At 74.8% G+C, this 25,967-nt stretch carries 22 protein-coding genes and 1 tRNA gene; 13 read left to right on the forward strand and 10 right to left on the reverse strand.

The genetic code is table 11. The annotated features are described in order from the left end of the window. Positions 1-63: 63 nt before the first annotated feature. Positions 64-999 carry an HhH-GPD family protein gene (locus ACWGJO_RS33585; RefSeq protein WP_380554610.1) on the reverse strand — a complete coding sequence of 312 codons (936 nt, stop codon included), beginning with the start codon at positions 997-999 and terminating at the stop codon, positions 64-66. Positions 1,000-1,192: 193 nt separating this feature from the next. On the opposite strand from ACWGJO_RS33585, the gene ACWGJO_RS33590 reads away from it, so the two are divergent. Then, entirely contained in the window at positions 1,193-2,053 is an 861-nt protein-coding gene (locus ACWGJO_RS33590) for a hypothetical protein (RefSeq protein ID WP_387685988.1), read from the forward strand. 256 nt (positions 2,054-2,309) lie between these two features. On the opposite strand, the gene disA is transcribed toward ACWGJO_RS33590, so the two are convergent. After that, positions 2,310-3,368 (reverse strand): DNA integrity scanning diadenylate cyclase DisA, encoded by a 1,059-nt coding sequence (disA, locus tag ACWGJO_RS33595; protein WP_188306273.1) that lies wholly within the window; start codon positions 3,366-3,368, stop codon positions 2,310-2,312. 200 nt (positions 3,369-3,568) lie between these two features. After that, a complete protein-coding gene (gene radA / locus ACWGJO_RS33600; RefSeq protein ID WP_359914589.1) occupies positions 3,569-5,092 on the reverse strand; it encodes a DNA repair protein RadA in 1,524 nt (507 codons plus the stop codon). Between the two features lie 150 nt (positions 5,093-5,242). Between radA and ACWGJO_RS33605 the strand changes: the two genes are divergently transcribed. Then, the gene (locus ACWGJO_RS33605; protein ID WP_452189547.1) at positions 5,243-7,255 is read left to right on the forward strand and encodes a BACON domain-containing protein; all 2,013 of its coding nucleotides are present in this window, start codon (positions 5,243-5,245) and stop codon (positions 7,253-7,255) included. Positions 7,256-7,552: 297 nt separating this feature from the next. Here ACWGJO_RS33605 and ACWGJO_RS33610 read toward each other — a convergent pair whose 3' ends face one another. Continuing rightward, the gene (locus tag ACWGJO_RS33610) at positions 7,553-8,986 is read right to left on the reverse strand and encodes a DUF1254 domain-containing protein (protein ID WP_452189549.1); all 1,434 of its coding nucleotides are present in this window, start codon (positions 8,984-8,986) and stop codon (positions 7,553-7,555) included. A gap of 216 nt (positions 8,987-9,202) precedes the next feature. Here ACWGJO_RS33610 and ACWGJO_RS33615 point away from each other — a divergent pair, with 216 nt between their 5' ends. Beyond that, entirely contained in the window at positions 9,203-10,243 is a 1,041-nt protein-coding gene (locus ACWGJO_RS33615) for an NAD-dependent epimerase/dehydratase family protein (protein ID WP_452189551.1), read from the forward strand. A 125-nt stretch (positions 10,244-10,368) separates the two neighbouring features. Here the strand turns inward: ACWGJO_RS33615 and ACWGJO_RS33620 are convergent, their stop codons facing one another. Both ACWGJO_RS33620 and ACWGJO_RS33625 read right to left on the reverse strand, forming a co-directional pair. Then, positions 10,369-11,418: a family 2 encapsulin nanocompartment cargo protein polyprenyl transferase gene (locus ACWGJO_RS33620; protein ID WP_452189553.1), complete on the reverse strand. Its 1,050-nt coding sequence runs from the start codon at positions 11,416-11,418 to the stop codon at positions 10,369-10,371. Positions 11,419-11,623: 205 nt separating this feature from the next. Beyond that, positions 11,624-13,042 carry a family 2B encapsulin nanocompartment shell protein gene (locus ACWGJO_RS33625; protein ID WP_452189555.1) on the reverse strand — a complete coding sequence of 473 codons (1,419 nt, stop codon included), beginning with the start codon at positions 13,040-13,042 and terminating at the stop codon, positions 11,624-11,626. 330 nt (positions 13,043-13,372) lie between these two features. On the opposite strand from ACWGJO_RS33625, the gene ACWGJO_RS33630 reads away from it, so the two are divergent. Then, positions 13,373-14,455 carry an ATP-grasp domain-containing protein gene (locus ACWGJO_RS33630; RefSeq protein ID WP_452189557.1) on the forward strand — a complete coding sequence of 361 codons (1,083 nt, stop codon included), beginning with the start codon at positions 13,373-13,375 and terminating at the stop codon, positions 14,453-14,455. A 114-nt stretch (positions 14,456-14,569) separates the two neighbouring features. Here ACWGJO_RS33630 and ACWGJO_RS33635 read toward each other — a convergent pair whose 3' ends face one another. The 3 genes from ACWGJO_RS33635 to ACWGJO_RS33645 all read right to left on the reverse strand — a co-directional run bounded on the left by ACWGJO_RS33635 (position 14,570) and on the right by ACWGJO_RS33645 (position 17,019). Further along, positions 14,570-15,118 (reverse strand): methylated-DNA--[protein]-cysteine S-methyltransferase, encoded by a 549-nt coding sequence (locus ACWGJO_RS33635; protein WP_452189559.1) that lies wholly within the window; start codon positions 15,116-15,118, stop codon positions 14,570-14,572. A gap of 188 nt (positions 15,119-15,306) precedes the next feature. Further along, the gene (locus ACWGJO_RS33640) at positions 15,307-15,540 is read right to left on the reverse strand and encodes a hypothetical protein (protein ID WP_452189561.1); all 234 of its coding nucleotides are present in this window, start codon (positions 15,538-15,540) and stop codon (positions 15,307-15,309) included. Between the two features lie 168 nt (positions 15,541-15,708). Next, on the reverse strand, positions 15,709-17,019 hold the full coding sequence (locus tag ACWGJO_RS33645) for an MFS transporter (protein ID WP_452189563.1): 1,311 nt from the start codon (positions 17,017-17,019) through the stop codon (positions 15,709-15,711). A gap of 200 nt (positions 17,020-17,219) precedes the next feature. Here ACWGJO_RS33645 and ACWGJO_RS33650 point away from each other — a divergent pair, with 200 nt between their 5' ends. From ACWGJO_RS33650 to ACWGJO_RS33675, 6 genes are all read left to right on the forward strand, one after another. Further along, positions 17,220-18,029, forward strand: a complete 810-nt coding sequence (locus ACWGJO_RS33650; protein ID WP_452189565.1) for a hypothetical protein — start codon at positions 17,220-17,222, stop codon at positions 18,027-18,029. A 337-nt stretch (positions 18,030-18,366) separates the two neighbouring features. Continuing rightward, positions 18,367-18,810 (forward strand): hypothetical protein, encoded by a 444-nt coding sequence (locus tag ACWGJO_RS33655; RefSeq protein ID WP_452189567.1) that lies wholly within the window; start codon positions 18,367-18,369, stop codon positions 18,808-18,810. A gap of 82 nt (positions 18,811-18,892) precedes the next feature. Beyond that, positions 18,893-19,621, forward strand: coding sequence for a class F sortase (locus ACWGJO_RS33660; RefSeq protein WP_452189569.1), 729 nt, complete (start codon positions 18,893-18,895; stop codon positions 19,619-19,621). Positions 19,622-19,860: 239 nt separating this feature from the next. After that, positions 19,861-20,718 carry a hypothetical protein gene (locus ACWGJO_RS33665; RefSeq protein ID WP_452189570.1) on the forward strand — a complete coding sequence of 286 codons (858 nt, stop codon included), beginning with the start codon at positions 19,861-19,863 and terminating at the stop codon, positions 20,716-20,718. Beyond that, a complete protein-coding gene (locus tag ACWGJO_RS33670; RefSeq protein WP_452189572.1) occupies positions 20,715-21,530 on the forward strand; it encodes a response regulator in 816 nt (271 codons plus the stop codon). Before ACWGJO_RS33665 ends, ACWGJO_RS33670 begins: the two co-directional genes overlap by 4 nt. Continuing rightward, the gene (locus ACWGJO_RS33675) at positions 21,527-22,732 is read left to right on the forward strand and encodes a sensor histidine kinase (RefSeq protein WP_452189573.1); all 1,206 of its coding nucleotides are present in this window, start codon (positions 21,527-21,529) and stop codon (positions 22,730-22,732) included. The genes ACWGJO_RS33670 and ACWGJO_RS33675 overlap by 4 nt, the downstream gene beginning before the upstream one ends. Positions 22,733-22,795: 63 nt before the next feature. On the opposite strand, the gene ACWGJO_RS33680 is transcribed toward ACWGJO_RS33675, so the two are convergent. Beyond that, positions 22,796-22,869, reverse strand: a tRNA-Thr gene (locus ACWGJO_RS33680). A gap of 284 nt (positions 22,870-23,153) precedes the next feature. Between ACWGJO_RS33680 and ACWGJO_RS33685 the strand changes: the two genes are divergently transcribed. From ACWGJO_RS33685 to ACWGJO_RS33695, 3 genes are all read left to right on the forward strand, one after another. Further along, a complete protein-coding gene (locus ACWGJO_RS33685) occupies positions 23,154-24,245 on the forward strand; it encodes an ABC transporter ATP-binding protein (RefSeq protein ID WP_359915308.1) in 1,092 nt (363 codons plus the stop codon). A 163-nt stretch (positions 24,246-24,408) separates the two neighbouring features. Next, on the forward strand, positions 24,409-24,864 hold the full coding sequence (locus tag ACWGJO_RS33690) for a hypothetical protein (RefSeq protein WP_452189575.1): 456 nt from the start codon (positions 24,409-24,411) through the stop codon (positions 24,862-24,864). A gap of 115 nt (positions 24,865-24,979) precedes the next feature. After that, positions 24,980-25,780, forward strand: coding sequence for a nucleotidyltransferase family protein (locus ACWGJO_RS33695; protein ID WP_452189577.1), 801 nt, complete (start codon positions 24,980-24,982; stop codon positions 25,778-25,780). Positions 25,781-25,967: the final 187 nt, after the last annotated feature.

Consider the following 25,967-nt stretch of genomic DNA (forward strand, 5'->3'; position numbering starts at 1 on the left):
GGCCCCGCACACGACGGCGCCCCGGGGTGGCCCTCACCGGGGGGCGCCGTCGTGTTCCGCCGCTTACTGGGGCAGCCGGTAGACGCCCTGCTCGACCGGCTCGACCAGGCCGTCCGCCACCAGGCCGTCCAGCGCCCGGGCCCGCTGCACCGCGTCCGGCCAGACCACGTCCAGCCGGGCCTGCGGCACCGTCCCGTGCGCCTCGCGCAGCACCGCGAGCAGCTTGCCGCGCACCTGGCGGTCCGTCCCCTCGTAGGACTGGCCGCGCCGGGCCGGGCCCTCGTACGGCGGGCGGCCGGCCCGCTGCCAGGCGCAGGCGGTGAACAGCGGGCAGTCCCCGCACTCCGGGCCGCGCGCGGTGCAGACCAGCGCGCCCAGCTCCATCACGCCGACCGCCCAGGTGGCCGCCGTCTCCGCGTCGTCCGGCAGCAGCGCGGTGGCAGTGCGGCGCTCGGCGGCGGTGGTCGCCTGGGGCGGGTACTCGACCCCGGTCACCGCGCGGGCGAAGACCCGGCGGACGTTGGTGTCCAGCACCACGTGCCGCTGGCGGAAGGCGAAGGAGGCGACGGCGGCGGCGGTGTACTCCCCCACCCCGGGCAGCGAGAGCAGCGTGGCGTGGTCGTCCGGGACCTCACCGCCGTGCTCCTCGGTGATCGCCACCGCGGCCGCGTGCAGGCGCAGCGCCCGGCGCGGGTAGCCCAGCCGGCCCCACATCCGGACGGCCTCGCCGGACGGCTCGGCGGCGAGGGCGGCCGGGGTCGGCCAGCGGGTGAGCCAGGCCTCCCAGGCGGGCAGCACGCGCTTAACCGGGGTCTGCTGGAGCATGAACTCGCTCACCATGACCGCCCAGGGCGTCGCGTCGGGGGTCCGCCAGGGCAGGTCCCGCTTGCTCGCCTCGTACCAGTCCAGGACGGTCGAGTGGAACAGCGGCAGGGGCATCGGCAGCCGGGCGGCGTCGGCGGCGGAGACAGGGACGGCGGGGGTGGTGATGGCAGTCATGGCCCTTCGATCCTCCCATGCCCGCCGACCGGGCCGAAGTGGATCAGGCCACTCCGGATCCTCCCGGGGCAGCTCCGGAAATCGTCCGATTGGGGCTCGCTCGAACGGATCAAATGGCGGATCATGTGAAGGAAGGGGCGACTGTGCGGTGTTGGTGAGTCAATCGCCACACACAGTCTCGTAGAGTTTGATCGTGCCTTCTCTGCGTCAACCCGTCGGACCACTGCCGGCCTCGATCTACTGGCGTCGGCGCATCGTCGTGCTCGTCGCCGCCGCGGCGGTCGTCGCCCTGATCGCCTGGCTGATGATCGACCCGGGCGGAGGCGGTGACGGCGGCTCACCGGGCAAGGCCGCACAGGCCGTTCCGTCCCAGTCCCAGAACCAGACCCCCGCCCAGGCCATCACGCCCGGCGCCTCCCCGAGCGGCCCCGCGGCGCGTCCCGGCGGCGGCACCGGCGGCCCGGTGGCGGGCGGCGGCGGCACCGAGGTCAACCTCAGCGGCGGCACCGGCACCGGCGGCGCCAACCCGGCCCCCGGAGGCGGCGCAGCGCCGGCGACCGGCGGCGGTACGGGCGGGTCCGGCGGCACCGGCGGCGGCGGCACGGGCGGTGCCCCGGCCGTGAACACCCCCGAGATCATGGCGCTGCCGGTCTGCGCCTCCTCGCAGGTGGCGCTGGAGCTGGCCGGCACCCAGAACTCGTACCAGCCCAAGGACAAGCCCCGGCTGGCCCTGACGGTCAAGAACTCCTCCGGTACCAACTGCCGGGTGGACCTGGGCCGCACCGCCTCCGTGATCACGGTGAGCGGAAGCACCAACGACCGGGTCTGGTCCTCCGGCGACTGCCCGGCCGACAAGGGCAACATCTGGGTGCAGCTCGGCGCGAACGGCAGCCAGACCGAGACCTTCACCTGGGACCGCAGCCGCAGCAAGCCGCAGTGCGCGACCGCCGACCAGACGCCGCCGCCGAGCGGCACCTACGTGGTGCTCGCGGAGCTCACCGGGCTCTCCGGGGACAAGGTCTCGGCGCGGGCCTCGATCCGACTGGACAGCTGAGAACCGGTCAACTTTTCCTGGAGCCCCCGGCCGCCGCGCGGCCGGGGGCTCCGTCGCGTCCGGGGGCGGGTTCGGTGCAGTTTTCCGCGGTGCTCCGCGATTCGGCGCGGCACGGCTCCCGTTCGGCACGGCTCCCGTTCGGTGCGGCTCCGGTTCGGTGCGGCTCCGGTTCCCGCGAACGTGCGACGGCCCCCGGGGAGGTCTGTCCCCCGGGGGCCGTCGCCGAGTTCGGGCGTCCGTACGGCTGCGCGTCAGGTCAGACGTATCGCTCCAGGATGGACGATTCGGCAAGGCGGGACAGGCCCTCGCGGACCGAACGGGCGCGGGTCTCGCCGACGCCCTCGACGGTCTGCAGGTCGTCGATACTCGCGGCGAGCAGCTTCTGGAGGCCGCCGAAGTGCTCGACCAGGCGCTCTATGACCGTGTTGGGCAGGCGCGGGATCTTCGCCAGCAGGCGGTAGCCGCGCGGCGAAACGGCGGAGTCCAGCGACTCCGGCGAACCCGAGTAGCCGAGCGCCTTGGCGACGGTCTGGAGGTCCAGCAGCTCGGCGTGGGTGAGCGCCTCCAGGTCGGCCAGCACCTCGGTGACCGTCCGGCCCTTCTTGGCGGCCCGCTCCGGGAAGTAGTCCCGGGCGACCAGCTCGCGCTCCGGCTCCACGCCCGCGATCAGCTCGTCCAGCTGGAGCGAGAGCAGCCGGCCGTCGATGCCGAGCTCCAGCACGTAGCCGGCGATCTCGGTGGCGATCAGCCGGACCATCTCCAGGCGCTGGGCCACGGCGGTGACGTCCCGGACCGTCACCAGGTCCTCGATCTCCAGCGCGGAGAGCGTGCCGGCCACCTCGTCCAGGCGCAGCTTGTAGCGCTCCAGGGTGGCCAGCGCCTGGTTGGCGCGGGACAGGACGGTGGTGGAGTCCTCCAGCACCCGGCGGGTGCCGTTGACGTACATCGCGATCAGCCGCATCGAGTGCGAGACCGCGACCACCGGGTAGCCGGTCTGCCGGTTGACCCGCTCGGCGGTGCGGTGGCGGGTGCCGGTCTCGTCGGTGGGGATGGTCGAGTCCGGCATCAGGTGCACGCCGGCCCGGACGATCTTGGTGATGTCCTTGTCGAGCACCACCGCGCCGTCGAGCTTGCACAGCTCGCGCAGCCGGGTGGCGCTGAACTCGACGTCCAGGACGAAGCCGCCGGTACACAGGGACTCGACGGTCTTGTCGAAGCCCAGCACGATCAGACCGCCGGTGTTGGCCCGCAGGACCCGCTCCAGGCCGTCACGAAGCGCGGTACCGGGCGCGATGGCGGTGAGGGAGGCCCGCAGCAGGGCCTCCTCGCGGGAGGCCTTGTCCGCCCCCCGGTCGCTGGCTGCCACGTGACTCCTCCGGTCGACCCGTGCCGCGCGCCTCACGCCGTGCGCCGGTCCGCGGTCTGTTGCTCTGTCGCTCAGTACCGCTCGGTACTGCCTTTTGGCCAATGAGACTGGGGAAAGTCTAACTGTGTGTGGCTTCGGCAGGGCTTGGGTCAGCGCAGTTCGTCGGAGTCCAGCGGCTCCCAGCCCTCCATCAGCTCCTCGGGGTACGCCGCGGGGCGGTCCGCGGCCCGGGCGGAACGCGGGGCCGGCGGCGCCGACGGTGCCTCACCGCGCGGCTCGGTGCGCGGCTTGGCGGCCGATCGGCGGCGGCCCGGGATGGCCCGCAGCGCCTCGCCGATGTCGGCCACCTCGACCACCTTCATGCCCGGCGGCACCTTGCCCGGGTCCGGCGGGACGAGGGCGTGGGTGAAGCCCAGCCGGTGCGCCTCGGCGAGCCTCCGCTGCACACCCGTCACCCGCCGCACCTCGCCCGCCAGGCCGACCTCGCCGATCGCCACCAGGTTGCTGGGCAGCGGGGTGTCGGTGGAGGAGCTGGCCACCGCGAGCGCCACCGCGAGGTCCGCGGAGGGCTCGGTCAGCTTCACCCCGCCGACCGTCGCGGTGTAGATGTCCTGCTTGCCGAGCTTCACGCCGCCGTGCCGCTCGACCACGGCCAGGATCATCGCGATCCGGGGGGACTCCAGGCCCGAGGTGGTGCGCCGCGGCGAGGGGATCTGCGAATCCACCATCAGCGCCTGCACCTCGGCCACCAGCGGGCGCTTGCCCTCCAGGGTGACGGTGAGGCAGGTGCCGGGAACGGGCTTGTCACGCCTGGTCAGGAAGAGGCCGGACGGGTCGGCCAGGCCCACGATGCCCTCGTCGTGCAGCTCGAAGCAGCCCACCTCGTCGGTGGCGCCGTAGCGGTTCTTGACCCCGCGGATGAGCCGCAGCCGGGCGTGCCGGTCACCCTCGAAGCTCAGCACCACGTCCACCAGGTGCTCCAGCAGGCGCGGGCCGGCGATCTGGCCGTCCTTGGTGACGTGGCCGACCAGCAGGGTGGCCATGCCGCGCTCCTTGGACGCGCGGATCAGCGCGCCCGCCACCTCGCGGACCTGGGCCGGACCGCCGGGTGCGCCGTCCAGCTCCGCGGAGGCGATGGTCTGCACCGAGTCCAGGATCAGCAGGCCGGGGTTGACCGCCTCGATGTGCCCGAGCACCGCGCCGAGATCCTGCTCGGCGGCGAGGTAGAGGTGCTCGGAGAGGGCGTTGATCCGGTCCGCGCGCAGCCGGACCTGGCCGGCCGACTCCTCGCCGGTGACGTAGAGCGTGCGGTGCTGCGCGGTGGCCGCCTTGGCGGCGACGTCCAGCAGCAGGGTGGACTTGCCGACGCCGGGCTCGCCCGCCAGCAGCACCACCGCGCCGGGCACCAGGCCGCCGCCGAGCACCCGGTCCAGCTCCGGCACGCCCGTCGAACGGGCCGTCGCGACCTGGCCGTCCACCTGGGCGATCGGGCGGGCGGGCGCGCTGACCGGACCGGCTGCCGTCGTGCGGATCGGCACCGCGCCGTACTCCTCGACCGTGCCCCAGGCGTTGCACTCCGGGCAGCGGCCGACCCACTTGGGCAGCTGGTTGCCGCACTCGGTGCATCGGTACGCCGGGCGGGGCTTGGCGGTGGTCTTGGAACGCGGAGGCATGCGGCCCACCGTAGCGCCTGGGTGTGACAACGACGGGCCGACGGCGGGCTCGCCGCGCATCCAGACAGATGGACGATGTTGTTACCCGAAAGAAGTACATACGCGGCGAATGGTCGGAGTCAGCCGTCCGCGTTCTCTACCGTCGGACGGGTGACGACGAGAACTGTTGGGCCGACCGGAGCGGTCGGGCCGGGGTGGTCGGGCCGGCCGGGAAGGTCTCGGTGGCTGACCGGACCGGTCGGGCCCGCCGAGTCGGCCGGGGCCACGGGATCGGCCGGCGCCGCAGGCTCGGCCGATCCCGTCGAGCAGCGGACCGGCGCCGCGCTCGCGGCGTACGACCGGCAGGTGGACGGCCTGTTCACCTACTGCCTCTCGGTGCTCTGCGAGCACGACGCGGCCGCCGACGCCCTGCGCGAGGTCCGCGAACTGGCCCGGCGGCACGGCGCCCGGCTCGCCGAACCCGGGCTGCTGCGCGCCTGGCTGTTCTCGCTCGCCCGGTACTGCTGCCTGCGCCGGCTCGCGGACGGTGGCCCGGCGGTGGCGGGTGCCGGGACTGGGTCCGGGACCGGGACCGGGCGGGCGACGGCGGCCGGATCCGCGCCGGACGAGGCCGAGGCGGACGAGACCGAGGCCGAGGCGGCCCGGCGGCGGCGCGAGCTGTCCTCGCTCGCCTGGCCCGAGGCGGCCGGCACCGACCCTGAACAGCGTGAGGCGCTGGAGCTGTCCGTCCGGCACCGGCTGACCCCGCTGGAGGTGGCGGCGGTACTGGGCCTGCCGTTCGAGCGGACCCGCGCGCTGCTGGCCGGAGCCGAGGCCGAGGTCGCCCGGACCAGGGCGGCACTGCTGGTACTCGGCGTGGGCAGCTGCCCGGAGCTGGACCGGCTCGGCGGCGCCGGGGCGGAGTCCTGGCGGGACTGGGTGCTCGGCCCGGCGCTGCGACGGGAACTGGTGCAGCACGTGCTGGACTGCCCGACCTGCCGCGGTACGGCGGAGCGGGTGGCCGCGCACGAGGCCGCCGAGGGCGCGGCCGGGCTGTCGGGGCTGGCGCTGCTGCGCGCTCCGGTGGACGCCTCCGAGACCGGCGCGGCTACCGTTCGGGCGGCGGATGCTCCGGCGACGGTGGCTCGGGTGGCGACGACTCGGGGGACGGCTGCTCGGGTGACGGAGCCGGGGCTGCGGTTCGACCAGAGCGGCTTCCCCCGGCACCGGGCGCCGGACGCGGGGCGCGGGCTGGCGGTGCGCCGGCGGGTGGTGACCACCGGGGTGCTCGCGGCCGTCCTGGCGGCGCCGGTGATCGCGCTCTGGGCCGGGCACCGGGGCGGCGGCGGCTCGGGTTCCGCGGCCTCGGTGTCGGCGGTACGGGTGGACGGGGCCGGGCGGCCCGCCGGGCAGGGGCCACGGCCCGCGGTGGACGGCCCGACAGGGTCGGGTGCGCCCGGCATGCCCGGGCTGGAGCTGGCGGGGGCCGGGGCCGGGATGGTCGCGGATGGTGCCGGTGTGGACGATGCAGAAACGTTGCTTCCTGGGTTTCCGCGGCTCACCTTCCAGGGCTCGGTGATCCCGGTCCCGGCCCACGGCGCGACCCCGCTCGACAGCCCGGCCCTGGTCGCCGCACCGGCCCCATCCGTCGACCGGGCCTCCGCGACGGGCACCGGAGAACCCGCCCCGGCCGGGCTGCTCACCGTCGAGGCCGCCGAGTACGGCAGCCGGACCATCCTCACCCTCACCAATTCCGGCACCACCGAGATCCGTTGGCACGCGGTGACGGAGGCCGGCTGGCTCCGGCTCAGCCGCGACTCCGGCTCCCTGGCGCCCGGCCAACGGATCACCGTGATCGTCACCGTGGACGAGGACCAGGCGCCGACCGCGCACTGGACCGCCCGGATCGCGCTGCCGCCCTCGCAGGCGGTGGTCACCCTGGAGGGCGGGCCGCACAACCGCGGTGGCTCCGCCTCCTCCCCGGCCGATCCGTCGACGTCCTCGACACCGACACCGGCGCCGACGCCGACGCCGACGCCGACCGGTTCCGCCGACACCTCGCCCACGGCGGCCCCCACCACGTCGAGCCCGCCCACGTCGTCCCCCTCTCCGACCGGCTCCCCGTCCCCCTCGGGCACGGCCACCACCGCCCCCGGTCCGAACACCCCACCGCCACCTCGCTGACGCCACAGCCCGCCGGGGCACCCGGGCGCACGAGAAGTCGGCCCGGCCGACTTCTCACGCCCAACGCGTCGGGCGTCAGCGGCGATGCAGACCGGCCTGCCAATGCCGTCCCCAGAGGCCGGACCGAGGATTGCGCAAGAAGTCGACCAGGCCGACTTCCCGTGCGAGGTGCGGAGCCAGCACACCAGCGCGAGAGGCCGAGGGGGTGGTGGGCGGGTCGCGGGGCGTCAGGGGGCTGGCGGTTGCCGTCCAGGACGGCGGGCACGAGCTCTCCGGGCGGGGGCGGGTTGCGGGGCGTCAGGCCCGGTGGATCGGCGGGGGCTGGTAGCTGCCGTCCAGGACGGCGGGCTCGGGCTGGTAGATGCGGAGGATGGGGCGGAACTCGCCGGGCGGGGTGGGGAGCCAGTTGGCGGCGGCGGCCGGGTCCTCGGGCTGGTCGTGCTGGAGGGCCAGGGTGAGTGAGCCGTCCTCGCCGTGCACGAGGCCGGGGGTGCGGTCGCCGATCGAGTAGCGGTCGATCGGGTTCTCCACCAGGTAGTAGTCCGGGACGGAGTACATCGTGACGGACCAGAAGGCCCCGGCCGGGGGCGGCTGGTCGAAGCGCAGGCTGTAGTCGTGGGCCCCGGTGAGGGGTCGGCCGTCGGAGTCGTCGTAGGTCATCGCGTACGAGGCCTCGTAGGCGTGGTTGCCCCAGAGGCCGGCCCGGGCGGCGGCGGCCCGGCTGAGGTAGGCGGCGCGGCGGTCGGGGATGCGCCACTCGGGGTCGTCCAGGGTGCCGGGGCCCAGATGGTCGGTGTTGTAGTCGAACAGGTGGAGCGTGCTGCGCCACTCGCCGGGCGGGTGGTCCTCGGGCGGGCGGGTGGCGTCCTCGACCCGTTCGCGGCCGGCGGCCAGGCCCTTGGCCAGCGTCAGCGTCCATTCGGGGGCGGCCGAGCGGTACGGCGAGGTGCCGTCGTCCAGCAGGCCGAGCGGGGCGAAGCGACGCTGGTACTCGATGTCCGCGGTGGCGGGCGGGAAGGCCTGCATCCAGACCCGCAGCCGTTCGAAGAAGGCCAGCCGCTCGGGGACGTCCCCGTCCGGCTCGGGGAGTCCGGCGACCAGGCCGCCGGGTTCCAGCGGCTCCAGTTCCAGTGCGGATTGGAGGGCCCGGACCCGGGGCAGGTCCTCCGGCCCGGTGCAGGCGAAGCGGCCGACGAGGGTGCCGACGGTGGTCGGCAGCTCGATCACCCGGCTCGGGTCCGGCGGGGTGCCGTGCCAGCCAGGTGGGACGATCAGCCAGGTCTGCGCGCCGGTGCCGGTGGCCCGGCGGCCGAGGTAGGCGACGTTGTCCGTCCACGCGTCGATGATCTGCAGAACGTAGTAGGCGCCCGCGGTGTCCGGGACGCGCAGCACCTGGGGGCCTTCGGAGAGGTCGAGCTGGGCGATCGAGTAGTTCGTGTCGTTGTTGACCGAGACGAAGCGGTCGGCCGGACCGGCCAGCCGGGTGGCGTGGCTGATGTGGTTGAACGGCGCCGCCGGCAGGGTGCCAAGGCCGCCGCGGGCGAAGCGCTCGACCATGGTGAGGCCGGCGACCAGCGGGTAGCCGTAGACGTACGCGTCGGCGGCCAGGGCCTCCAGCTCGGGCTGGTTCATCGCGGGTCCTTCGTCCGGGGCGGGCAGCCGGTCGGCGGAGTGCTCGGCGTCGGCGGCGGCCGGCGGGTCCGCCGTCCGGGCCGTGCTCCGGGCGGGCACCGGACCGGGGTTCGGTCGCCGACCGCGGTACACCTCGGATGCTAAGCGGGGCCGGGTGGGGCGGCATGTCGGACCGGACGCCCCACGGCATCCGGCGACCCGCCACCCGTACCCGACACCCGTGGCCCGACTTGTGCAGCCCGGCTTGTCCGGCCCGGCATCTGCTGACCGCGAATCCGGGCGTGCGGGCGGTGCGGCCGGGAGAGGGTCCTCGGTATGAAGATCCTCTTGCTTGGGGGCTCGTCCTTCCTGGGACGGGCCTACGCTGCCGAGGCCCTCGCCCGGGGCCACCGGGTGACCACCTTCAACCGCGGTCGCAGCGCCGCCGACCTGCCCGGCGTCGAGGCGGTCCGGGGCGACCGCGACAGTGCCGGGGACCTCGCCCGGCTGGTGGACGGCCGCAGCTGGGACGCCGTCGTCGACACCTCCGCCCAACAGCCCGCCCAGGCCGCGCTCAGCGCCCGGCTGCTGAGCGAGCGGGCCGGCCACTACACCTTCGTCTCCTCCGTGCACGCCTTCGCCGACTGGCCCGCCCGGGCGGTCGACGAGGACTCCGCACTGCACCCCTGCCCCGCCGACACCCCGCCCGGCCAGCCGCCCGGCACCGCCCTGAAGGCCGGCTGCGAGCGCGCCGTGCTGGCGGGGTTCGACGCCGGGCGCACGCTGGTGCTGAACAGCGGACTGCTCGTCGGACCGTACGAGTTCGGCGGCCGACTGCCCTGGTGGCTGGAGCGGATGGCGCGCGGTGGGCGGGTGCTGGCCCCGGGGGATCCTCGGCGGACCATGCAGGTGATCGACGTCCGGGACTTCGCCGGCTTCGGGCTGGACCTGCTGACGGCCGGGACGGCGGGACGCTGCATCACCACGGCGCCGCCCGGGCGGCTGAGCTTCGGCGAGTGGCTGGCGACCTGCCGGGAGGTCGCGGGGGGCGCGGACACCGAGCTGGTCTGGGTGCCGGACGAGCCGCTGCTCGCCGAGGGGCCGGACCAGGTGGACGCGTGGACCGAACTCCCCCTCTGGGCACCGGACCTGCCCGAGATGGCGGGCGTCTGGCTGGCCGACACCCGCCGGGCGGAGGCGGCCGGGCTGCGCTGCCGCCCGTTCGCCGAGACGGCGCGGGACACCTGGGAGTGGCTGCGGCAGCGCGGGCCGGTCGAGGACACCGACGCCGAGGGGCGCAAGGGACGGCCGGGGGCGGCGGTGCGTCAGGGCCTCGAACCCGCGAAGGAACAGCGGCTGTTGGCCGCTCTCGGCTGACGGCGGCGCCGGTCGGCAGCGGTGCCCAGGCGCCGGGAAGACTCCTTGAGACGCTCCTCAGGGCGCTCCTCACAGCGCCATGGGGACGCGTTCGACGCGCGCCGCCTTCGGCGCGGGCGCCCCGTTCAGTGCGTGCGGCGGGTGACCAGCTCGGCGAGCGCCAGCAGCTCGTCCGCCGCGGCCGGCTCCGGGACGGCGGCGGCCAGCTGCGCCATCGCCGCGGCCATCCGCTCGCAGGACTCGCCCTGCGCCCAGCCGCGCCCGCCGGCCGCCTCGACGGCCGCCGCGCACCGCGCCAACTCCTCGGCGTCCAGCGGGCGTTCGATCGCGTACAGCTCGGCCAGCAGCTTGCCCTCGACGGTGCCGGATCCCAGCGCCGCGACCACCGGCAGCGACTTCTTCCGGGCGACCAGGTCCGCGCCGACCGGCTTGCCGGTGACCGCCGGATCCCCCCAGATGCCGATCAGGTCGTCGATCAGCTGGAAGGCCAGGCCGATCTCCCGCCCGAAGCAGTCCAGCGCCTGCGCCGCCTCCTCGGAGGCGCCCGCGTACAGGGCGCCCATCGCGCAGGCCGCGCCCAGCAGCGCACCGGTCTTGGCCTCCGCCATCGCCAGGCACTCGGGCAGCGAGACGTCGTTGCGCCGCTCGAAGGCGCAGTCGATCTGCTGGCCCTCGCAGAGCTCCACCACGCAGTCGGCGAGCCGGCGGATCGAGCCGTGGGCGGCCGGGTGGGTGTCCTCGGCGAGCAGGCGCAGCGCGAGGGAGTGCATGGCGTCCCCGGCCAGGATGGCCTCGGTGGTGCCGAACACCCGCCAGGCGGTGGGCCGGTGGCGCCGGGTGTCGTCCCGGTCGATGACGTCGTCGTGGAGCAGGGTGAAGTTGTGCACCAGCTCCACCGCGGCGGCCGCGGCGACGGCCTCGTTGGGCTTGCCGCCCAGGGCCTGGGTGGCGGCGAGGACCATGGCCGGTCGGATCGCCTTGCCGGCGGAGGCCTGGGCCGGGGTGCCGTCCGCCTCCCACCAGCCGAAGTGGTAGCCGGCCACCTTGCGCATGGTGCCGGGCAGCGAGTCGACGGCGGCCCGCAGGACCGGGTCGACCAGGGCGCGGGTCCGGGCGAGGATGTCGGCCGCCTCGTGGCCCTCTTTGTGGTCCCGCTCCAGCGTGGGACTGGTCATGGGTGGTTCCCCCTGTCGGGCGCCTGTCGTGGGACGGCCCGCCGACGGCGGGCCGGGGTTGCGCTGTGCCGGTGCGCGCCGGGCCGGTGCGCAGCAGGTGCACGTCGGGCCGGTTCGCACCCGCCCGGCCGGGGCCGGTGGACGGCCCCGGCGGACGGCGCGGCTCTGCGAGCGGCCCCGCGAACCGTCGGTACTGCGCGATCCGTCAGTACTGCGCGATGTCCACGTTCTCCAGGACACCGACCGCGTCCGGCACCAGGATCGCGGCGGAGTAGTACGCGCTCACCAGGTAGGAAATGATCGCCCTGTCGTCGATTCCCATGAACCGCACCGAAAGGCTGGGCTGGTATTCGTCCGGAATTCCGGTCTGGTGCAGGCCGATGACGCCCTGGTTGTCCTCCCCGATGCGCATCGCGATGATCGAGCTGGTGCTCCCGACGATCGGGATCTTGTTGCACGGGAAGACCGGGACGCCGCGCCAGGACATGATCTGCTTGCCCTCGACCTCGACCGTCCCCGGGTAGAGGCCGCGCTTGTTGAACTCCCGGCCGAAGGCGGCGATGGCCCTGGGGTGGGCCAGGAACATCCTGGTGCCGCGGCGGCGGCTGAGCAGCTCGTCCATGTCGTCCGGGGTGGGCGGGCCGGAGTGGGTCTGGAACCGCTGCTCGTACGCGGCGTTGGCGAGCAGGCCGAACTCGGGGTTGTTGACGAGCTCGTGCTCCTGCCGCTCCCGCAGGGCCTCGATGGTCAGCCGCAGCTGGTGCTCGGTCTGGTTCATCGGCTGGTTGTAGAGGTCCGCGACCCGGGTGTGCACCTTGAGCACGGTCTGCGCGACGCTCAGCTCGTACTCGCGCGGCTTCAGCTCGTAGTCGACGAAGGCGCCGGGCAGCTCGTACTCGCCCTGGTGGCCGGCGGCGAGGCCGATCGCGGCCTCGCCGTGCTTGTTCTGCGCCTGCTGGAAGCCGTTCAGGTACTCGATGACCTGGAGCCGCAGCGCCTCGGAGCGGTCGTGCAGCTCCTGGAAGGAGGGCCAGGACAGCGTCAGTACGGTGCCGGAGGTCGCGGCGCGGACGGTGTACGGCCAGTCGCCGCCGTCCTGCCGGATCGCCTCGTCGCCGAGGTGGTCGCCGTCGGCGAGGGTGCCGACCACCGTCTCCTCGCCGTACTTGCCGGTGCCCAGCCGGTCGAGCTTGCCGTGGGCGATCAGGAACACCTCGGTGATCGGCGCCCCGGCCTGGACCAGGACGTCGCCCGCGCTGAAGTCCCGCTGCACGAAGCGCGAGGCCAGCTCCTCCAGCACGGCCTCGTCCTGGAAGCCGCGCAGCACCGGCACCTCGGCCAGCGTGGGCGGGACGATCCGCACCTCGGCGCCGGTCTTGACGAAACCCACCCGGCCGCGGCCGACCGAGTGGCGCAGGCGACGGTTCACCCGGTAGGTGCCGCCGGACACCTGCACCCAGGGCAGCCTCCTGAGCAGCCAGCGCGGGCTGATGCCCTGCATCTGCGGCGCGGACTTGGTGGTCGTCGCGAGGTTCCGCGCGCCCGCCGTGCTCAGACTCTGCTGCTGCCGGATCTCCGGTTGCGCACCGGGCGCGGGAATACCGGCATTCGTTTCGGTCGACATGAGGGGAGCCCTTCGCATATCCCAATGAAGCGTCGCCTTGCACATGCGTGTTGCAGCTTCATGGTGGGCCCATTCAGGGGCGCCCCGCAATCACTCGTTCGAGTGGTTCCGAATGGCCGAACAAATAGTACGAATGGATCACCCGATCGATATTTGTTCGACTATTTATTCGAACAAATCGGAGTGCCGCGCCCCATCCTCCCCCATCGAAGCCTCGGCCCGCGCCACCCGTGCCCCCGTCCGCCCACGGGCGCCCCTGCCGTCCGGGCCGTTCGAACAGGCCGCTAGGGTGCCCTGACCCTTCGTCAACTTCCCTCCTGGGAGGGTCACATGAGTACACCCGTACGTGTCTGGCTGAACCGCACCTACGCCGAGAACGTCTTCTTCATCGAGCAACTGCGCGCCGCCCCGCGCCCCGTCGTGGTCCACGCGACCCACGGCGACCCGGACTCCCCCGTGCTCGCCGCCGCCGACCACGGCACCCCGGAGCCCGTCGGCCTGGCCGCGGACGGCTACGTCGGCTACGCCCTGGACTACTGCGCCCGGCACGCGATCGACGTCTTCGTCCCGCAGCTGCACCAGCTCGCCATCGCCCTCGCCCGGCCGGAGTTCGAGGCGATCGGCACCACGCTGCTCTGCCCGCCGGCCACCGCGATAGCCGCCTTCACCAGCAAGGCGGACGGCTACGCCACGATCGCCGGGGCCGGACTGCCCACCCCGCCCTGGTGGCGGGTACGCACCCCCGCCGAGCTGTGGCACGCCGTCGAACGGATCGAGGACACCGGCCGCACCGCCTGCCTCAAGCCCACCACCGGCGCCGGCGGCGCGGGCTTCCGGGTACTCACCCGGGAGCCCTACAACGCACGGCGGCTGGCCGGCTGGGACCACCGGGTGCAGGTCGAACAGGTCGCCGCGGCACTGGCCGGGAGCGGCCCGGACGGCGAGCCGGTGGACCTGCTGGTGATGCCCCACCTGGACGGGCCGGAGGTCTCGGTGGACTGCCTCGCCGACCGGGACGGCAGCCCGCTCGCCGCGGTCGGGCGCACCAAGGGGGGCCGCCGCCGGGGCTTCACCACCGAGGAGTGCTACCTGGAGCCCGTCCGGCGGCTGGTCCGGGCGACCGGGATGGCGTACCTGTCCAACGTCCAGTTCCGCCGCCTCGACGGCCTGCCGGTGGTCATCGACGTCAACACCCGACCCGCCGCCGGGCTCCACCAGCTGCGGCTGTGCGGACTCAACCTGCCGTGGGACGCGGTGCGGCTGGCGCTCGGCGAGCAGCCGGAGTGCGCGGGGGCGGAGCCGGACGTGCGCGGCATCGAGTACACCCTGGTGCCCGGCATCCGGCCGGTGCACCCGCAGCAGGGGCCCGGGCGGGTGTCTCCGGGGGCGCAGCCGGCGGCGGCCCGGGTGTGACGGCCAGCGGGAGCGGCGGGAGCGGCGGGAGCGGCGGCCCGGGCACGACGACCGACGTGGGCGGCGGGCCCACTGCCGGCCGCGGGCCGCTCGCCACTGCCCGCACCCCCGCCGCTACAGCGGGCCGTTCCAGTCGAGGGTCGGCTCCAGCACGCCCTCCAGGGTGAGCAGCCAGCGCTTCACCTCGATGCCGACGCGGCCGCCGCCGAAGCCGCCGATCCCGTCCGCCGCCACCACCCGGTGGCAGGGCACCAGCAGGGGGACGGGGTTCGCGGCCATCATCTGCCCGACCGTTCGGGCGGCCAGGCCGGGCTCCGTGATGTCCTCGAACACCCCGCTGCGGGCGGCCAGTTCGCCGTAGGTGATGGTCCGGCCGTACGGCACCTCGTGCCAGAGCGTCTGCAGCACCGCGCGGTGCGGGCCGGAGCTCAGACTCCAGTCGACCGGCAGGCCCAACTCGCGGGTGCGGCCCGCCAGGTAGGCGCCGATCCGCTCGGTGACGGCGGTGATCTTCGACTCGTCGGTGCACGCCGGCACCTCGCCCTCGCCCGGCCCGGTGTAACCGGCCGACGCCACGCCGAGCGGAGTCACCGCGATGCGCATCGGCCCGCTGGGCAGCGGCGTGGGCACGGTCAGCCAGGACATCGACCAGGACTGCGACACGCTCGGGCCCCCACCCTCCGCCGGACCGGCCGCCGGCCACCCCGGCACCCGGGGGGCGTCCCCGCCCCGCGCGCCATCGTACGGCGGGCGGTCGCGCGCCGGGCGGTCGAGCGGCAGGCCGTCGCGCGACGGGTGCCGGGGCGGCGGGCCGCCGCGCGACGGCCCGCCTGCGGCACGGGCGGCTCCGGTCAGAGCTGCGCCTTCAGCCCGCGGGCGAGCGAAGCGCACCAGTGCACCAGATCGGCGCGGTCCGGGGACCGTCCCTCGCACAGCACGGCCAGCTGGTCGTCACTGAGCCGGTTCGACCCCGGGATCTCCAGCAGGTACGCCAGGTCCGCCAGTACGGTGGCGAGCCGCTCCGCGTCCGCGTGGTCCAGGGTGACCGCGGTCGCGTGATGGCTGATGGTGAGCGAGCCGGGCATGATCGACCTCCTCCGTCTCCCCCGTCCTCCACCGTACGACCGGGTCGGCCGCCCCGCCCGCCGCGGAGGCCTACGTGCGCGGGAGGGGCAGCCGGTTGCGCTCCGGGGCCGGCCGGGCGCGGTGCGCGGTGGGCCGGGGGTGCGCCCCGAAGCCGTCCGAGGGGTTGGTCAGCTGTCCGGGCCCTCCTCCCAGCGGCGGTTCCGTACCGCCGGTACGGCCAACACTACGGCCCCGGCCGCCAGTTGCCAGACCGCCCCGACGAGCAGCACGGTGTCCGCGCCGAACCGGCCCGCCAGCGGCCCGGCCGCCGCCAGTCCGAGCGGGCCGAGGGCGAAGGCGCCCAGGACGCCGAAGGCCGTCATCCGGCCGAGCAGCTCCACCGGCACCCACTTCTGCAGGGTGGTGTTGTAGAGCGTCCCGCAGACCGCCGAGCCGGCCCCGGCCACCAGCGCGCCGGCGGCCACCCAGGGCAGCCCCGCCCCGGCCGCGAGCGCCCCGGAGGGCAGCGCCCAGGCCAGCGCCGCCACGGACGCCACCGCGAGCGGACGGGCGGGCGCCCGGCCGAGCATCAGCAGGCCGCTCAGCACCGCCCCGGCGCCGTACACGCCCATCACCAGGCCCCAGGCCCGGGCGCCGCCGAGGTCCCGCTGCGAGAGCAGCGGGCCCAGCACCAGGAAGGGGGCCCAGACCAGCAGGTTGAACAGGCCCATCTGCACGGTGGTGATCCACAGCCACGGGCGGGAGACGAACTCCGACCAGCCGGCCCGCAGGTCCCGGATCATCGATTCCTCGCCGCCCGCCGCCGCCCGTACCGGCAACCGCAACCTGGCCAGCGCGAAGGCGCCGACGCCGTACGTCACCGCGTCGGCCAGCAGCACCGTCGCCGGTCCCCAGGCGGCGGTGACCAGCCCGGCGGCGGCGGGGCCGACCACGGTGGACACCGAACGGGCCAGCCCCAGCAGGGTGTTGGCGTCCGCCATCAGCTCCTTGCGGCGCACCAGATCGGGCACGATCGCACCGAAGGCCGGCATGAACAGCCCCTCGCCGACCCCCCAGAGCGCCACCAGCACGACCATCGTCCAGACCGGCGCGTGCCCGGCCGCCAGCAGTCCGGCGAACAGCGCCTGGACCAGGCCGCGCAGCAGGTCCGAGCCCAGCATCACCCGGCGGCTGCCGAGCCGGTCCGCGATCACCCCGCCGGCCAGCAGCACCAGCACCACCGGGAGGATCCGGGCCGCCATCACCCACCCCAGGGCGGTGCCGCCGCCACCCCCGGCTCCCCCGGCTCCCCCGGCTCCCCCGGCTCCGCCCTCGCCGTCGAGCACCGCGAAGGCGACCGCGACCGGCGCCATCGAGGAGCCGATCAGGGAGGTCGTGTATCCGATGAAGAACCACGTGAATTCGCGCTCGCCGAGCACGGCGAGACGGTCTCCCAGTCGCCTTCTACGGGCCGGGATCCGTTCGGTCTGCATTGCCATGCGCAGCAAGTCTGCGGTCCGGCGGGGAGCGCTTCAAGGGATTCCGCGAAAAAGTTTAGCCTTTTGGAGTCAATTTTCCGGCGGAGCGAACTGCCGCAGTAAATTCGTCTTTCAATGGCTCCCGACCTGCCCTTTACTGCGATTCTTGGCTAGGGTTCGAGCGACTTGGCGGAATTGATTTACTGCGGAAGAAGGCGATCGTGACAGAAACTGCGGCAGGACTCCCACCGGTCGAGTACGCCGTCGCCGTCGAGCGCTACCTGGCCGCCTCCGGGCTCGCCGACGGCTCCCGGCGGATCTACCGGATCGCGCTGGACACCTGGGCCTGGGCGCTCGCCGACCGGCCCTCCCCCACCGGCCCCGAACGGCGGCGGGCCCGGCCACCCGTCCTGCCGCTCGCACTGCTCGACCACCCGGACGCCGCCGAACGACTGCGCGACGCGGCCGCCCGGCGCGCGGCCGACACCGACCCGCGCACCCTCAACCGGGAACTCTCCACCCTGCGCGCGGCCGTGACCTGGTGGCGGGCCAGGGGCTGGCTCGACGGCGACCCGACCACCGGCCTGCTCGCCCGCCCGCTGCCCGAACCCGCAGCGGCCGCAGGCCCGTTGACCCTCGAGGAACTGCACGCCCTGTTCACCCTCCGCGCGCCGCTGCGCGAACAGGCGCTCTGGCACCTGCTGCACGAGTCCGGCGCCGCGATCGAGACCGTCCTCGCCCTGGACACCGACCACCTCGACCTGCCCCGCCGCCGCACCCGCCCCGGGCAGGCCACCGTCCACTGGCAGTCCGGCACCGCCCGACTGCTCCCCCTCCTGGTGGCCGGCCGCGCCACCGGCCCGCTCTTCCTCACCGACCGCCGCGCCCCCGCCGGCACCCCCGCCCGCGACCGCTGCCCGTACACCGGCCACGCCCGCCTCTCCTACCGCCGGGCCGCCGAGCTCTTCACGGCCCACACCCGGCCACTCGGCCAGGGCTGGACCCTCCGCCGACTGCGGGCGGCTCGGTAGCCGCGGGGCGGCGGCGCGCGGCGGGGCGGCGGGCCCCGAGTGACGTCACGAGCGCCGCGCCGTTACGCAGCCGATGGGCGGCCGTGACACGACCGGCCGAGGACCGCGACACGGCCCTCCTACCGTCGTCCTCGACGCCACCGGCCGAACCGATCGAGCCGGCCGGAGGGCGTCCGCGACGAGGACGTACGCGTCCGGCGCCGACGACGGACGTCCCGCGACACCAGCACACCGGGGCCCGCGAAGCGCGGAGCGAACGCGGTGCCAACCGCACCGCGCACCGCACCGCGGACCGCCGGCCGCCCAGGTATCGACGATGCAGATGGAGACACCCCGCATGAGCAGGAGCCGTACCCACCACTCGCCCGCCCGCCGCGTCCTGGCGGTCTGCGCCCTGACCGGCGCCGCGCTAATGGCCACCGTCACCGGCGGGCAGGCCTGGGCCGACGGCGTGCCGAAGCCGGCCGCCCCCAGTGTCGCCGCCCCGAGCGGCGACGCGGCGCCGAGGACCGCCGTGCCCACGCCGTCCGCCGCCCCGAAGACCGACGCCTCGCCGGCCGTGGCCGCCCCCAAGGGCGTCGCCTCGCCCGCCCCGGTCGCGCCCGGTGGCGCCCAGCCGCAGGTCCGCGAGGTGCCCAAGGGCGCCGCGCAGGCCGGTGACGGCTCCGCCGCCTCCGACGGCTCCGGCCTGATGCTCGCCGGTGGCGGCACCGTCGCGGCCGTCGGCGCCGCGGCCCTGGGCTTCGCCGTTCTGCGCCGCCGCTCCGGTGCGCGCGGCTGACACCGGTCCCGAGTCCGCCGGGCACCCCGGCGCCGCTTCCCCGAACCCGGCCGGGCGGGGAAGCGGCGCCGGGGCCGTCCCGGTGGCGGGGACCGACACCCGCCGACGCGCCAAGGACCACCGGCGGGGCCGCCGACGCGCCGCCCGGCCCGGTCCGGGCCCGCTGCGCCGCACCGCCTTCGGCACCGCGGGCCTGCTCTGCCTGGTGCTCGGCACCTCGCTCGCGCTGTCCGGCCGGGAGACCCCGGTGGTGCGGGTCGAGACCTCCGGGCACGGCACCGGCACCGGCACGGATGCCCCGGCGACGGCCCCGGCCACGACCGGTGCCGCGGCCACATCCGCATCCACCGCCCCGAAGCCGTACGCGTCCTCGCCGCCGACCCGCCTGCTGGTCCCCTCCGTCGGGGTGGACGCACCGGTGACCGACCTCGGCCTGAACCCCGACGGAACGGTCGAGGTGCCGCCGGCCGACCGGGGCGAGGAGGTCGGCTGGTACCGCAACGGCCCCACACCCGGCGAGAACGGCCCCGCCGTACTCATCGGGCACTACGACACCGTGCACGGCCCGGCGGTCTTCAAGCAGCTGCCGAAACTGCGGCCCGGCGAGCTGATCCGGATCCGGCGCGCGGACGGCAGCACCGTGGACTTCAAGGTCCGCACGCTGTTCCAGGCCGCCAAGGACCACTTCCCGACCGAGCAGGTGTACGGCGACACGCCCGCGCCCGCACTCCGGCTGATCACCTGCGGCGGGCGGATCGGCTCGGACGGCCACTGGACGGACAACATCATCGTGCTGGCGGACCTGGCCTGACGGCCGGGCCGGGTCGTACGGACCACATGAACCACATGAACCATGTGGACCGTACGAGCCGTACGAGCCGTACGAGCCACATGGTCCGGACGACCCGAACGACCCGGACGGCCCGCACCAAGTACCGTCGCGGAACCGCCGGCCGCCGACCGCGCGACCTACCACCGGGGCGGTGACGGGAGCGACGACCGGAACGACGACCGGAGCGACGCCGCAGAGCAGGAGGACGAACACCGACCGTGGCAGCGACACCATCACCCCGCCGCCGGCCCGGCGCCGTCCAGGTGGCCACCCTGGCCGGCCTGGTCGTCGTCCTCGCCCTCGCCGGCCTGGCCTTCGGCCGCTCCACCCCCGGCGACCTGCGCGACCAGGGCCCGGTCCGGGCCGTCACGCCGCCGCCGGTGCCCCAGCCGCTCTGGCCGAAGCTGCCCACCTCCCCGCCGCCGGCCGCCGCCGCGGCCGGCGTCACCCCGGAGCCGCCGCAGCCCGTACCGGACGTGACCGTCCCCGGGCACGACATCACCGCGGTCGACGTGCGCACCGTCCTCGCCAAGGACCCGAACGTCGGCCCGGAGGAGCGCCAGGCGCTCGGCTCCTGCGCCGGGTGCGAGGTCCGCGCCCCCGAGTTCCGCGACCTCTCCGGGGACGGGCAGCCCGAGCTGATCACCGTCGTCACCACCCCCGGGCGGGTCGTGCTGCACGTCTACGCCCTCGCCGAGGAGCACCTGCTGCCCGTCCTCCAGGTGCAGGTCCAGCCGGCGTTCAGCGCCGCCACCGTCGGCACCGACCTGCGGCTGTTCGAGCCCACCAGCGCCTACGCCCGGACCACCAGCCTCTACCAGTGGCAGGACAACAGGCTCGTCCTGAATGAACGCAAGGACGAGGGCGTCGGCCTGCTCCCGCACACCGGCGCGGACACCGCCGCCCCCGAGTCCGGCCCGGCAGTGGCACGCCCCACCCCGTTCGCGCCGAGGCAGGCGGCCCCCGAGGCCGCCGTCGCGTCCCCGCGCGCCGTCCGGCCGTCCTCCGGGCCCGCCGCGCCCTCCACCCCCTCGGGGCCCTCCGTCCCCGCCGTGCTCCCGGAAGCCAAGCGATGACCCCCGCCACCGCCCCCGCCCACCCGCACATCCTCCTGGTCGAGGACGACGAGGTGATCCGCGAGGCCACCCGGATGGCCCTGGAGCGCTACGGCTTCCCGGTCACCACGGCGGCCGACGGCCTGGAGGGGCTGGAGGCGTTCCACGCCGTCCGGCCCGACCTGCTCCTGCTGGACGTCATGCTGCCGCTGCTCGACGGGGTCGGCCTCTGCCGCCGGATCCGGGAGGAGAGCCAGCTGCCGATCCTGATGATGTCCGCCCGGACCGACCCGGTGGACGTGGTCTCCGGGCTGGAGGCCGGGGCGGACGACTACGTGGTCAAGCCCTTCGAGAGCGCCGTCCTGGTCGCCCGGATCCGTACGGTGCTGCGCCGCGTCCGGGTCGTCCCGGCGACCGACGCCCCACCGCCCCCGGACGCCCCGGCGGCCGACGCCCCGCCGCTCCCCGGCGCCCCCGGAGTTCCCGGGGTCCCCGGAGCCCCGCAGCCGACGGTCCCGCCGACCGCCCCCGCCCCCACCCCGTCCGTCCGCAGCTTCGACGGCCTCCGGGTGGACACCGACAGCATGGAGGTCCGGGTGGACGGCCGCCTCGTCCCGCTCACGCCCACCGAACTGCGGCTGCTGCTGGAGTTCACCGCCGCGCCCGGGATCGTGCTGGAGCGCTCCACCCTGCTCGAACGCGTCTGGGACTACGAGTGGGGCGCCGACACCCGGGTCGTGGACGTCCACGTGCAGCGGCTGCGCGCCAAGATCGGCTCCGGCCGGATCGAGACCGTCCGCGGGTTCGGCTACAAGCTGCGGCGCCCGGCATGACCCTGCGCCGCCAGATCGCCACCGCCGTCGCCGCCATCGCCGTCCTGGTCGCGGTGGCCGTCGGCCTGCTGGTCCACCAGGCGATGATCCGTCAGCACGTGGACCAGGCCCGCTCCTCCGCACTCGCCGCCCTCGACTCGGCCCTGGCCGGTTACGGGCGCGACGGCGAGGTGGCCGGCCACGGCGCCGCCGTGAACGACCCGGCCCTGCCCGACCGGCTGCGCGCCCTCGCCGACGGCGGCCGGCACGGCTCCCTGCTCGCCGCCGACGGCACCGGCGAGTCCATGTGGGCGGCCGGCCCGGTGCAGAACGGGGTGCTGTCCGTCCGGGTGGACTTCACCCAGGACCGGCAGGCCATCGCCGACCTGGACCGGATCATCCTGCTCACCGTCGTCGCCGCGGTCTTCACCACCGTGCTGGCCGGCGTGCTCGTCGCCGACCGGATCAGCCGCAGGCTGCGCACCGCGGCCACCGCCGCCCGCGGCATCGCGGCCGGCGGGACGGACACCCGGATCGGCGAACTCGTCGACGGCAAGGACGAGGTCGCCGACCTCGCCGCCGCCGTCGACCTGATGTCCCGCACCCTGCACCGGCGCCTGGAGGACGAGCAGCGCTTCACCGCGGACGTCGCCCACGAGCTGCGCACCCCGCTCACCGGGCTGGTCACCGCCGCCGAGCTGCTGCCGCCCGGACGCCCGACCCAGCTCGTGCAGAACCGGGTCCAGGCACTGCGCGGCCTGGTCGAGGACCTGCTGGAGGTCTCCCGCCTGGACGCCGACGCGGAGTCCCCCGACCTCTCGGCCGTCCCCCTGGAGCGCGCGGCACGCCGCACCGTCTCCCTCACCGGCCTGGACGTCACCGTCGACATCGCCGCCGACCGGCAGGTCCGCACCGACCTGCGCCGACTGGACCGCATCCTCGGGAACCTGATCCTCAACGCCCACCGCCACGGCGCCGGCCCGGTCCACCTGCACGTCGACGGCCTGCGGATCACCATCCGCGACCACGGCCCCGGCTACCCCGAGGACCTCCTCCGGCACGGCCCGCAGCGCTTCCGCACCAACGCCCCCGAACGCGGCCGCGGGCACGGCCTCGGCCTCACCATCGCCACCGGGCACGCCCGCGTCATCGGCGCCACCCTGGCCTTCACCAACCACCCCGACGGCGGCGCCGTCGCGACCCTGGCCCTCCCCCCGGACTGACCCCGCCCACGCGAAAGGGCCGGCCCGACACCTCGTCGGACCGGCCCTTCCCTCGTACACCTGAGCCCCCTGTCGGGTTCGAACCGACGACCCCCGCTTTACAAGAGCGGTGCTCTGGCCAGCTGAGCTAAGGAGGCACGGTGGCCGTCCGCGATGGATCACGGCGGCACCGGGGGCAGTCTACCGGGCCCGGGTGACGGGATGGGGGGATATCCGGGGCTTGGTGGGATGGGTGGGCGTGATGGAACCGATGCCGAAATCGGGTCGGGTGGGGGCTGACAAGTCACGGAACCGCAGGTAGCGTCGCCGGGAGTCGGTTCGAGCAGTGGTTCAGACCACTGGCGGCCCGGCGGAACCCTGACAAACCCCCCTTTACTCGGATCGTCCGGCACGTTCCTGCCGGTGAAGGAGAGCGACAACCATGGCTTCTGTCACGTACGACAAGGCGACCCGCGTCTACCCCGGGGCGGACAAGCCCTCGGTGGACGCGCTGGAGCTGGAGATCGCGGACGGCGAGTTCCTCGTACTGGTCGGCCCCTCGGGCTGCGGCAAGTCGACCAGCCTGCGCATGCTGGCCGGTCTGGAGGACGTCAACGCCGGTGCGATCCGGATCGGCGACCGCGACGTCACCCACCTGCCGCCGAAGGACCGGGACATCGCCATGGTGTTCCAGAACTACGCGCTCTACCCGCACATGACCGTCGCCGACAACATGGGCTTCGCGCTCAAGATCGCCGGCGTGAACAAGGCGGACATCCGCACCAAGGTCGAGGAGGCGGCGAAGATCCTCGACCTGACCGACTACCTGGACCGCAAGCCGAAGGCGCTGTCCGGCGGTCAGCGCCAGCGCGTCGCGATGGGCCGGGCGATCGTCCGCCAGCCGCAGGTCTTCCTGATGGACGAGCCGCTGTCGAACCTGGACGCCAAGCTCCGCGTCTCGACCCGCACCCAGATCGCCGGCCTCCAGCGCCGCCTGGGCATCACCACGGTGTACGTCACCCACGACCAGACCGAGGCCCTCACCATGGGCGACCGGGTCGCGGTGCTCAAGGACGGTCTGCTCCAGCAGGTCGACACCCCGCGCAACATGTACGACAAGCCCGCCAACCTCTTCGTGGCCGGCTTCATCGGCTCGCCGGCCATGAACCTGGTCGAGGTGCCGCTGGTGGACGGCGGCGTGAAGTTCGGCGGCTCGGTCGTCAACATCTCCCGTGAGGACCTGTCCGGCGCCGGCACCGACAAGACGGTGACCGTCGGCATCCGCCCCGAGCACTTCGAGGTCGTCCCGTCGGGCGGCATCGAGGGCGTCGCGGTGACCGTCAACGTGGTCGAGGAGCTCGGCTCGGACGGCTTCGTCTACGGCACCACCCAGATCGGCGGCAAGGACCACGAGCTGGTCGTCCGCGTGCCCGGCCGCCAGATCCCGGCCCGCGGCGAGACCATCCACGTCGTGCCGATCGCCAACGAGACCCACGTCTTCTCCACCAGCTCCGGCCTGCGCCTGAGCAACTGACGCGACCTCGCGCTTCCCCGGAGCCCGTCGGACCCTCGTGGTCCGGCGGGCTCCGTCCGTACACCCCCGCGTCAACACGGCGGAGGGACGAAACCGGACAGTGTGTCACTCGATGGTGTAACGGAGGGCGATCCTGCCCGCACCCACCGCTACTCTCCTGAGGGTGAAGCAGCTAGTGCGCCGTATCGGCCAGACCGTCGCCCTGACCCTGCCGGTCGTCCTGGTGACCACCGGCACCCTCGCCGTGACCCGGGTCCCCTGGGCCCCGCCGACCGGGCTCGACCAGCAGGTCGTGGCGGCGTCGAGCGGCGACGGCGCCGGGATCGGGCGTTCCAACAACGCGGCCGGCACCGTGGCCAGGACCTCGGACGGGCTCGCCCCGCAGGACTCGCTGCGGGTGGCGCTGCTCGACGAGCTGCGCGCGAAGAACCCCTCCGCCGCGCTGGACCTGCTGGAGCGCTCGATGCGCGAGCAGCCCTCGCTGACGCCCTACTGCACCTCGCTGGCCGGCGAGCTGGGCAAGGCGGCGGTGCGCAAGTACCAGGGCGACGTCCAGCGGGCCCGCTCCTTCGCCCGCCCGGTCTGCGACGGCTCGTTCGCGGCCGGCGTCGTCGGCTGAGGAGGGCCGGAGGCGGTCGGAGACGGCCGGAGGGCCGGAGACGGCTGCGGAAGGCCGGGAGGACCCCGGTCCCCGAGGCGGCGGGCACCCCCGTCCGCCGCCTTATTGTTCAGGCATGACCGCTGACTCCGGCCCCACCGCCGACCTCCCGTCCGCCCGGCCCCCGCAGCCCCACGCGCCCCGGCCGACCACGACGCCCGTCACCCAGGCCGTCATCCTGGCCGGCGGCCAGGGCTCCCGGCTGCGCCCCTACACGGACGACCGCCCGAAGCCGCTGGTCGAGATCCCCGGGACGGGCACGCCGATCCTCGGCCACCAGCTGGCCTGGCTGGCCGAGGAGGGCGTCAGCGACGTCGTGATCTCCTGCGGGCACCTCGCCGACGTGCTGGAGGAGTGGCTGGACAAGGCGGACCTGCCGCTGCGGGTGCGCACGGTGGTCGAGGCGGAGCCGCTCGGGCGCGGCGGCGGGCTCAAGTACGCGGCCAAGGCGCTGCCCCGCCCGGACGAGCCCTGGTACGCCACCAACGGCGACATCTGGACCCGCTTCAGCCTGCGCGAGATGGCCGCCTTCCACCACGAGCGGGACGCCGTCGCGACGCTCGCGCTGGCCCGGCCGCGGATCCCCTGGGGCGCGGTGGAGACCGACCAGTTCGGCAACGTGCTGGACTTCATCGAGGCCCCGCCCTCGCCCTTCCTGATCAACGCCGGCCTGTACGTGTTCAGCCCGGAGTTCGCCGAGCTGCTGCCGGACGTGGGTGACCACGAGCGCACCACCTTCCCCCAGCTGGCCCGCGGCAAGCGGCTGGCGGGCTACCAGCTGCCGCAGGGCGTGTACTGGCGGGCCATCGACACCGCCAAGGACCTCACCGAGGCGGCCAAGGAGCTCGCGTCCGCCGCCGGCCGGGCACCCCGGTAGCCGACGGCACCGCAGGCCCGTCCGCACCGGGACCGGACAGCCGCAGGCCCCGCCCGGCTGTCCACCCGCCCACGGACGCGGACGCACCACCGCAGGCGGCCGGGACGCGCGCCCGACCCCACGCGGGCGCGGACGCCCCCACCCCACCGCACGCGCACGGCGATCGGCCGGGTGCTCCCCCACGGAG

The sequence above is a fragment of the Kitasatospora sp. NPDC054795 genome (assembly GCF_053611565.1).

What these genes read in the sequence shown, in the direction of transcription:
- ACWGJO_RS33585 (WP_380554610.1), bottom strand. Translation starts at nt 999, where the DNA reads ATGACTGCCATCACCACCCCCGCCGTCCCTGTCTCCGCCGCCGACGCC.
- radA (WP_359914589.1), bottom strand. Translation starts at nt 5,092, where the DNA reads ATGCCTCCGCGTTCCAAGACCACCGCCAAGCCCCGCCCGGCGTACCGA.
- ACWGJO_RS33615 (WP_452189551.1), top strand. Translation starts at nt 9,203, where the DNA reads ATGAAGATCCTCTTGCTTGGGGGCTCGTCCTTCCTGGGACGGGCCTAC.
- ACWGJO_RS33620 (WP_452189553.1), bottom strand. Translation starts at nt 11,418, where the DNA reads ATGACCAGTCCCACGCTGGAGCGGGACCACAAAGAGGGCCACGAGGCG.
- ACWGJO_RS33625 (WP_452189555.1), bottom strand. Translation starts at nt 13,042, where the DNA reads ATGTCGACCGAAACGAATGCCGGTATTCCCGCGCCCGGTGCGCAACCG.
- ACWGJO_RS33630 (WP_452189557.1), top strand. Translation starts at nt 13,373, where the DNA reads ATGAGTACACCCGTACGTGTCTGGCTGAACCGCACCTACGCCGAGAAC.
- ACWGJO_RS33640 (WP_452189561.1), bottom strand. Translation starts at nt 15,540, where the DNA reads ATGCCCGGCTCGCTCACCATCAGCCATCACGCGACCGCGGTCACCCTG.
- ACWGJO_RS33645 (WP_452189563.1), bottom strand. Translation starts at nt 17,019, where the DNA reads ATGGCAATGCAGACCGAACGGATCCCGGCCCGTAGAAGGCGACTGGGA.
- ACWGJO_RS33655 (WP_452189567.1), top strand. Translation starts at nt 18,367, where the DNA reads ATGAGCAGGAGCCGTACCCACCACTCGCCCGCCCGCCGCGTCCTGGCG.
- ACWGJO_RS33670 (WP_452189572.1), top strand. Translation starts at nt 20,715, where the DNA reads ATGACCCCCGCCACCGCCCCCGCCCACCCGCACATCCTCCTGGTCGAG.
- ACWGJO_RS33675 (WP_452189573.1), top strand. Translation starts at nt 21,527, where the DNA reads ATGACCCTGCGCCGCCAGATCGCCACCGCCGTCGCCGCCATCGCCGTC.
- ACWGJO_RS33685 (WP_359915308.1), top strand. Translation starts at nt 23,154, where the DNA reads ATGGCTTCTGTCACGTACGACAAGGCGACCCGCGTCTACCCCGGGGCG.
- ACWGJO_RS33695 (WP_452189577.1), top strand. Translation starts at nt 24,980, where the DNA reads ATGACCGCTGACTCCGGCCCCACCGCCGACCTCCCGTCCGCCCGGCCC.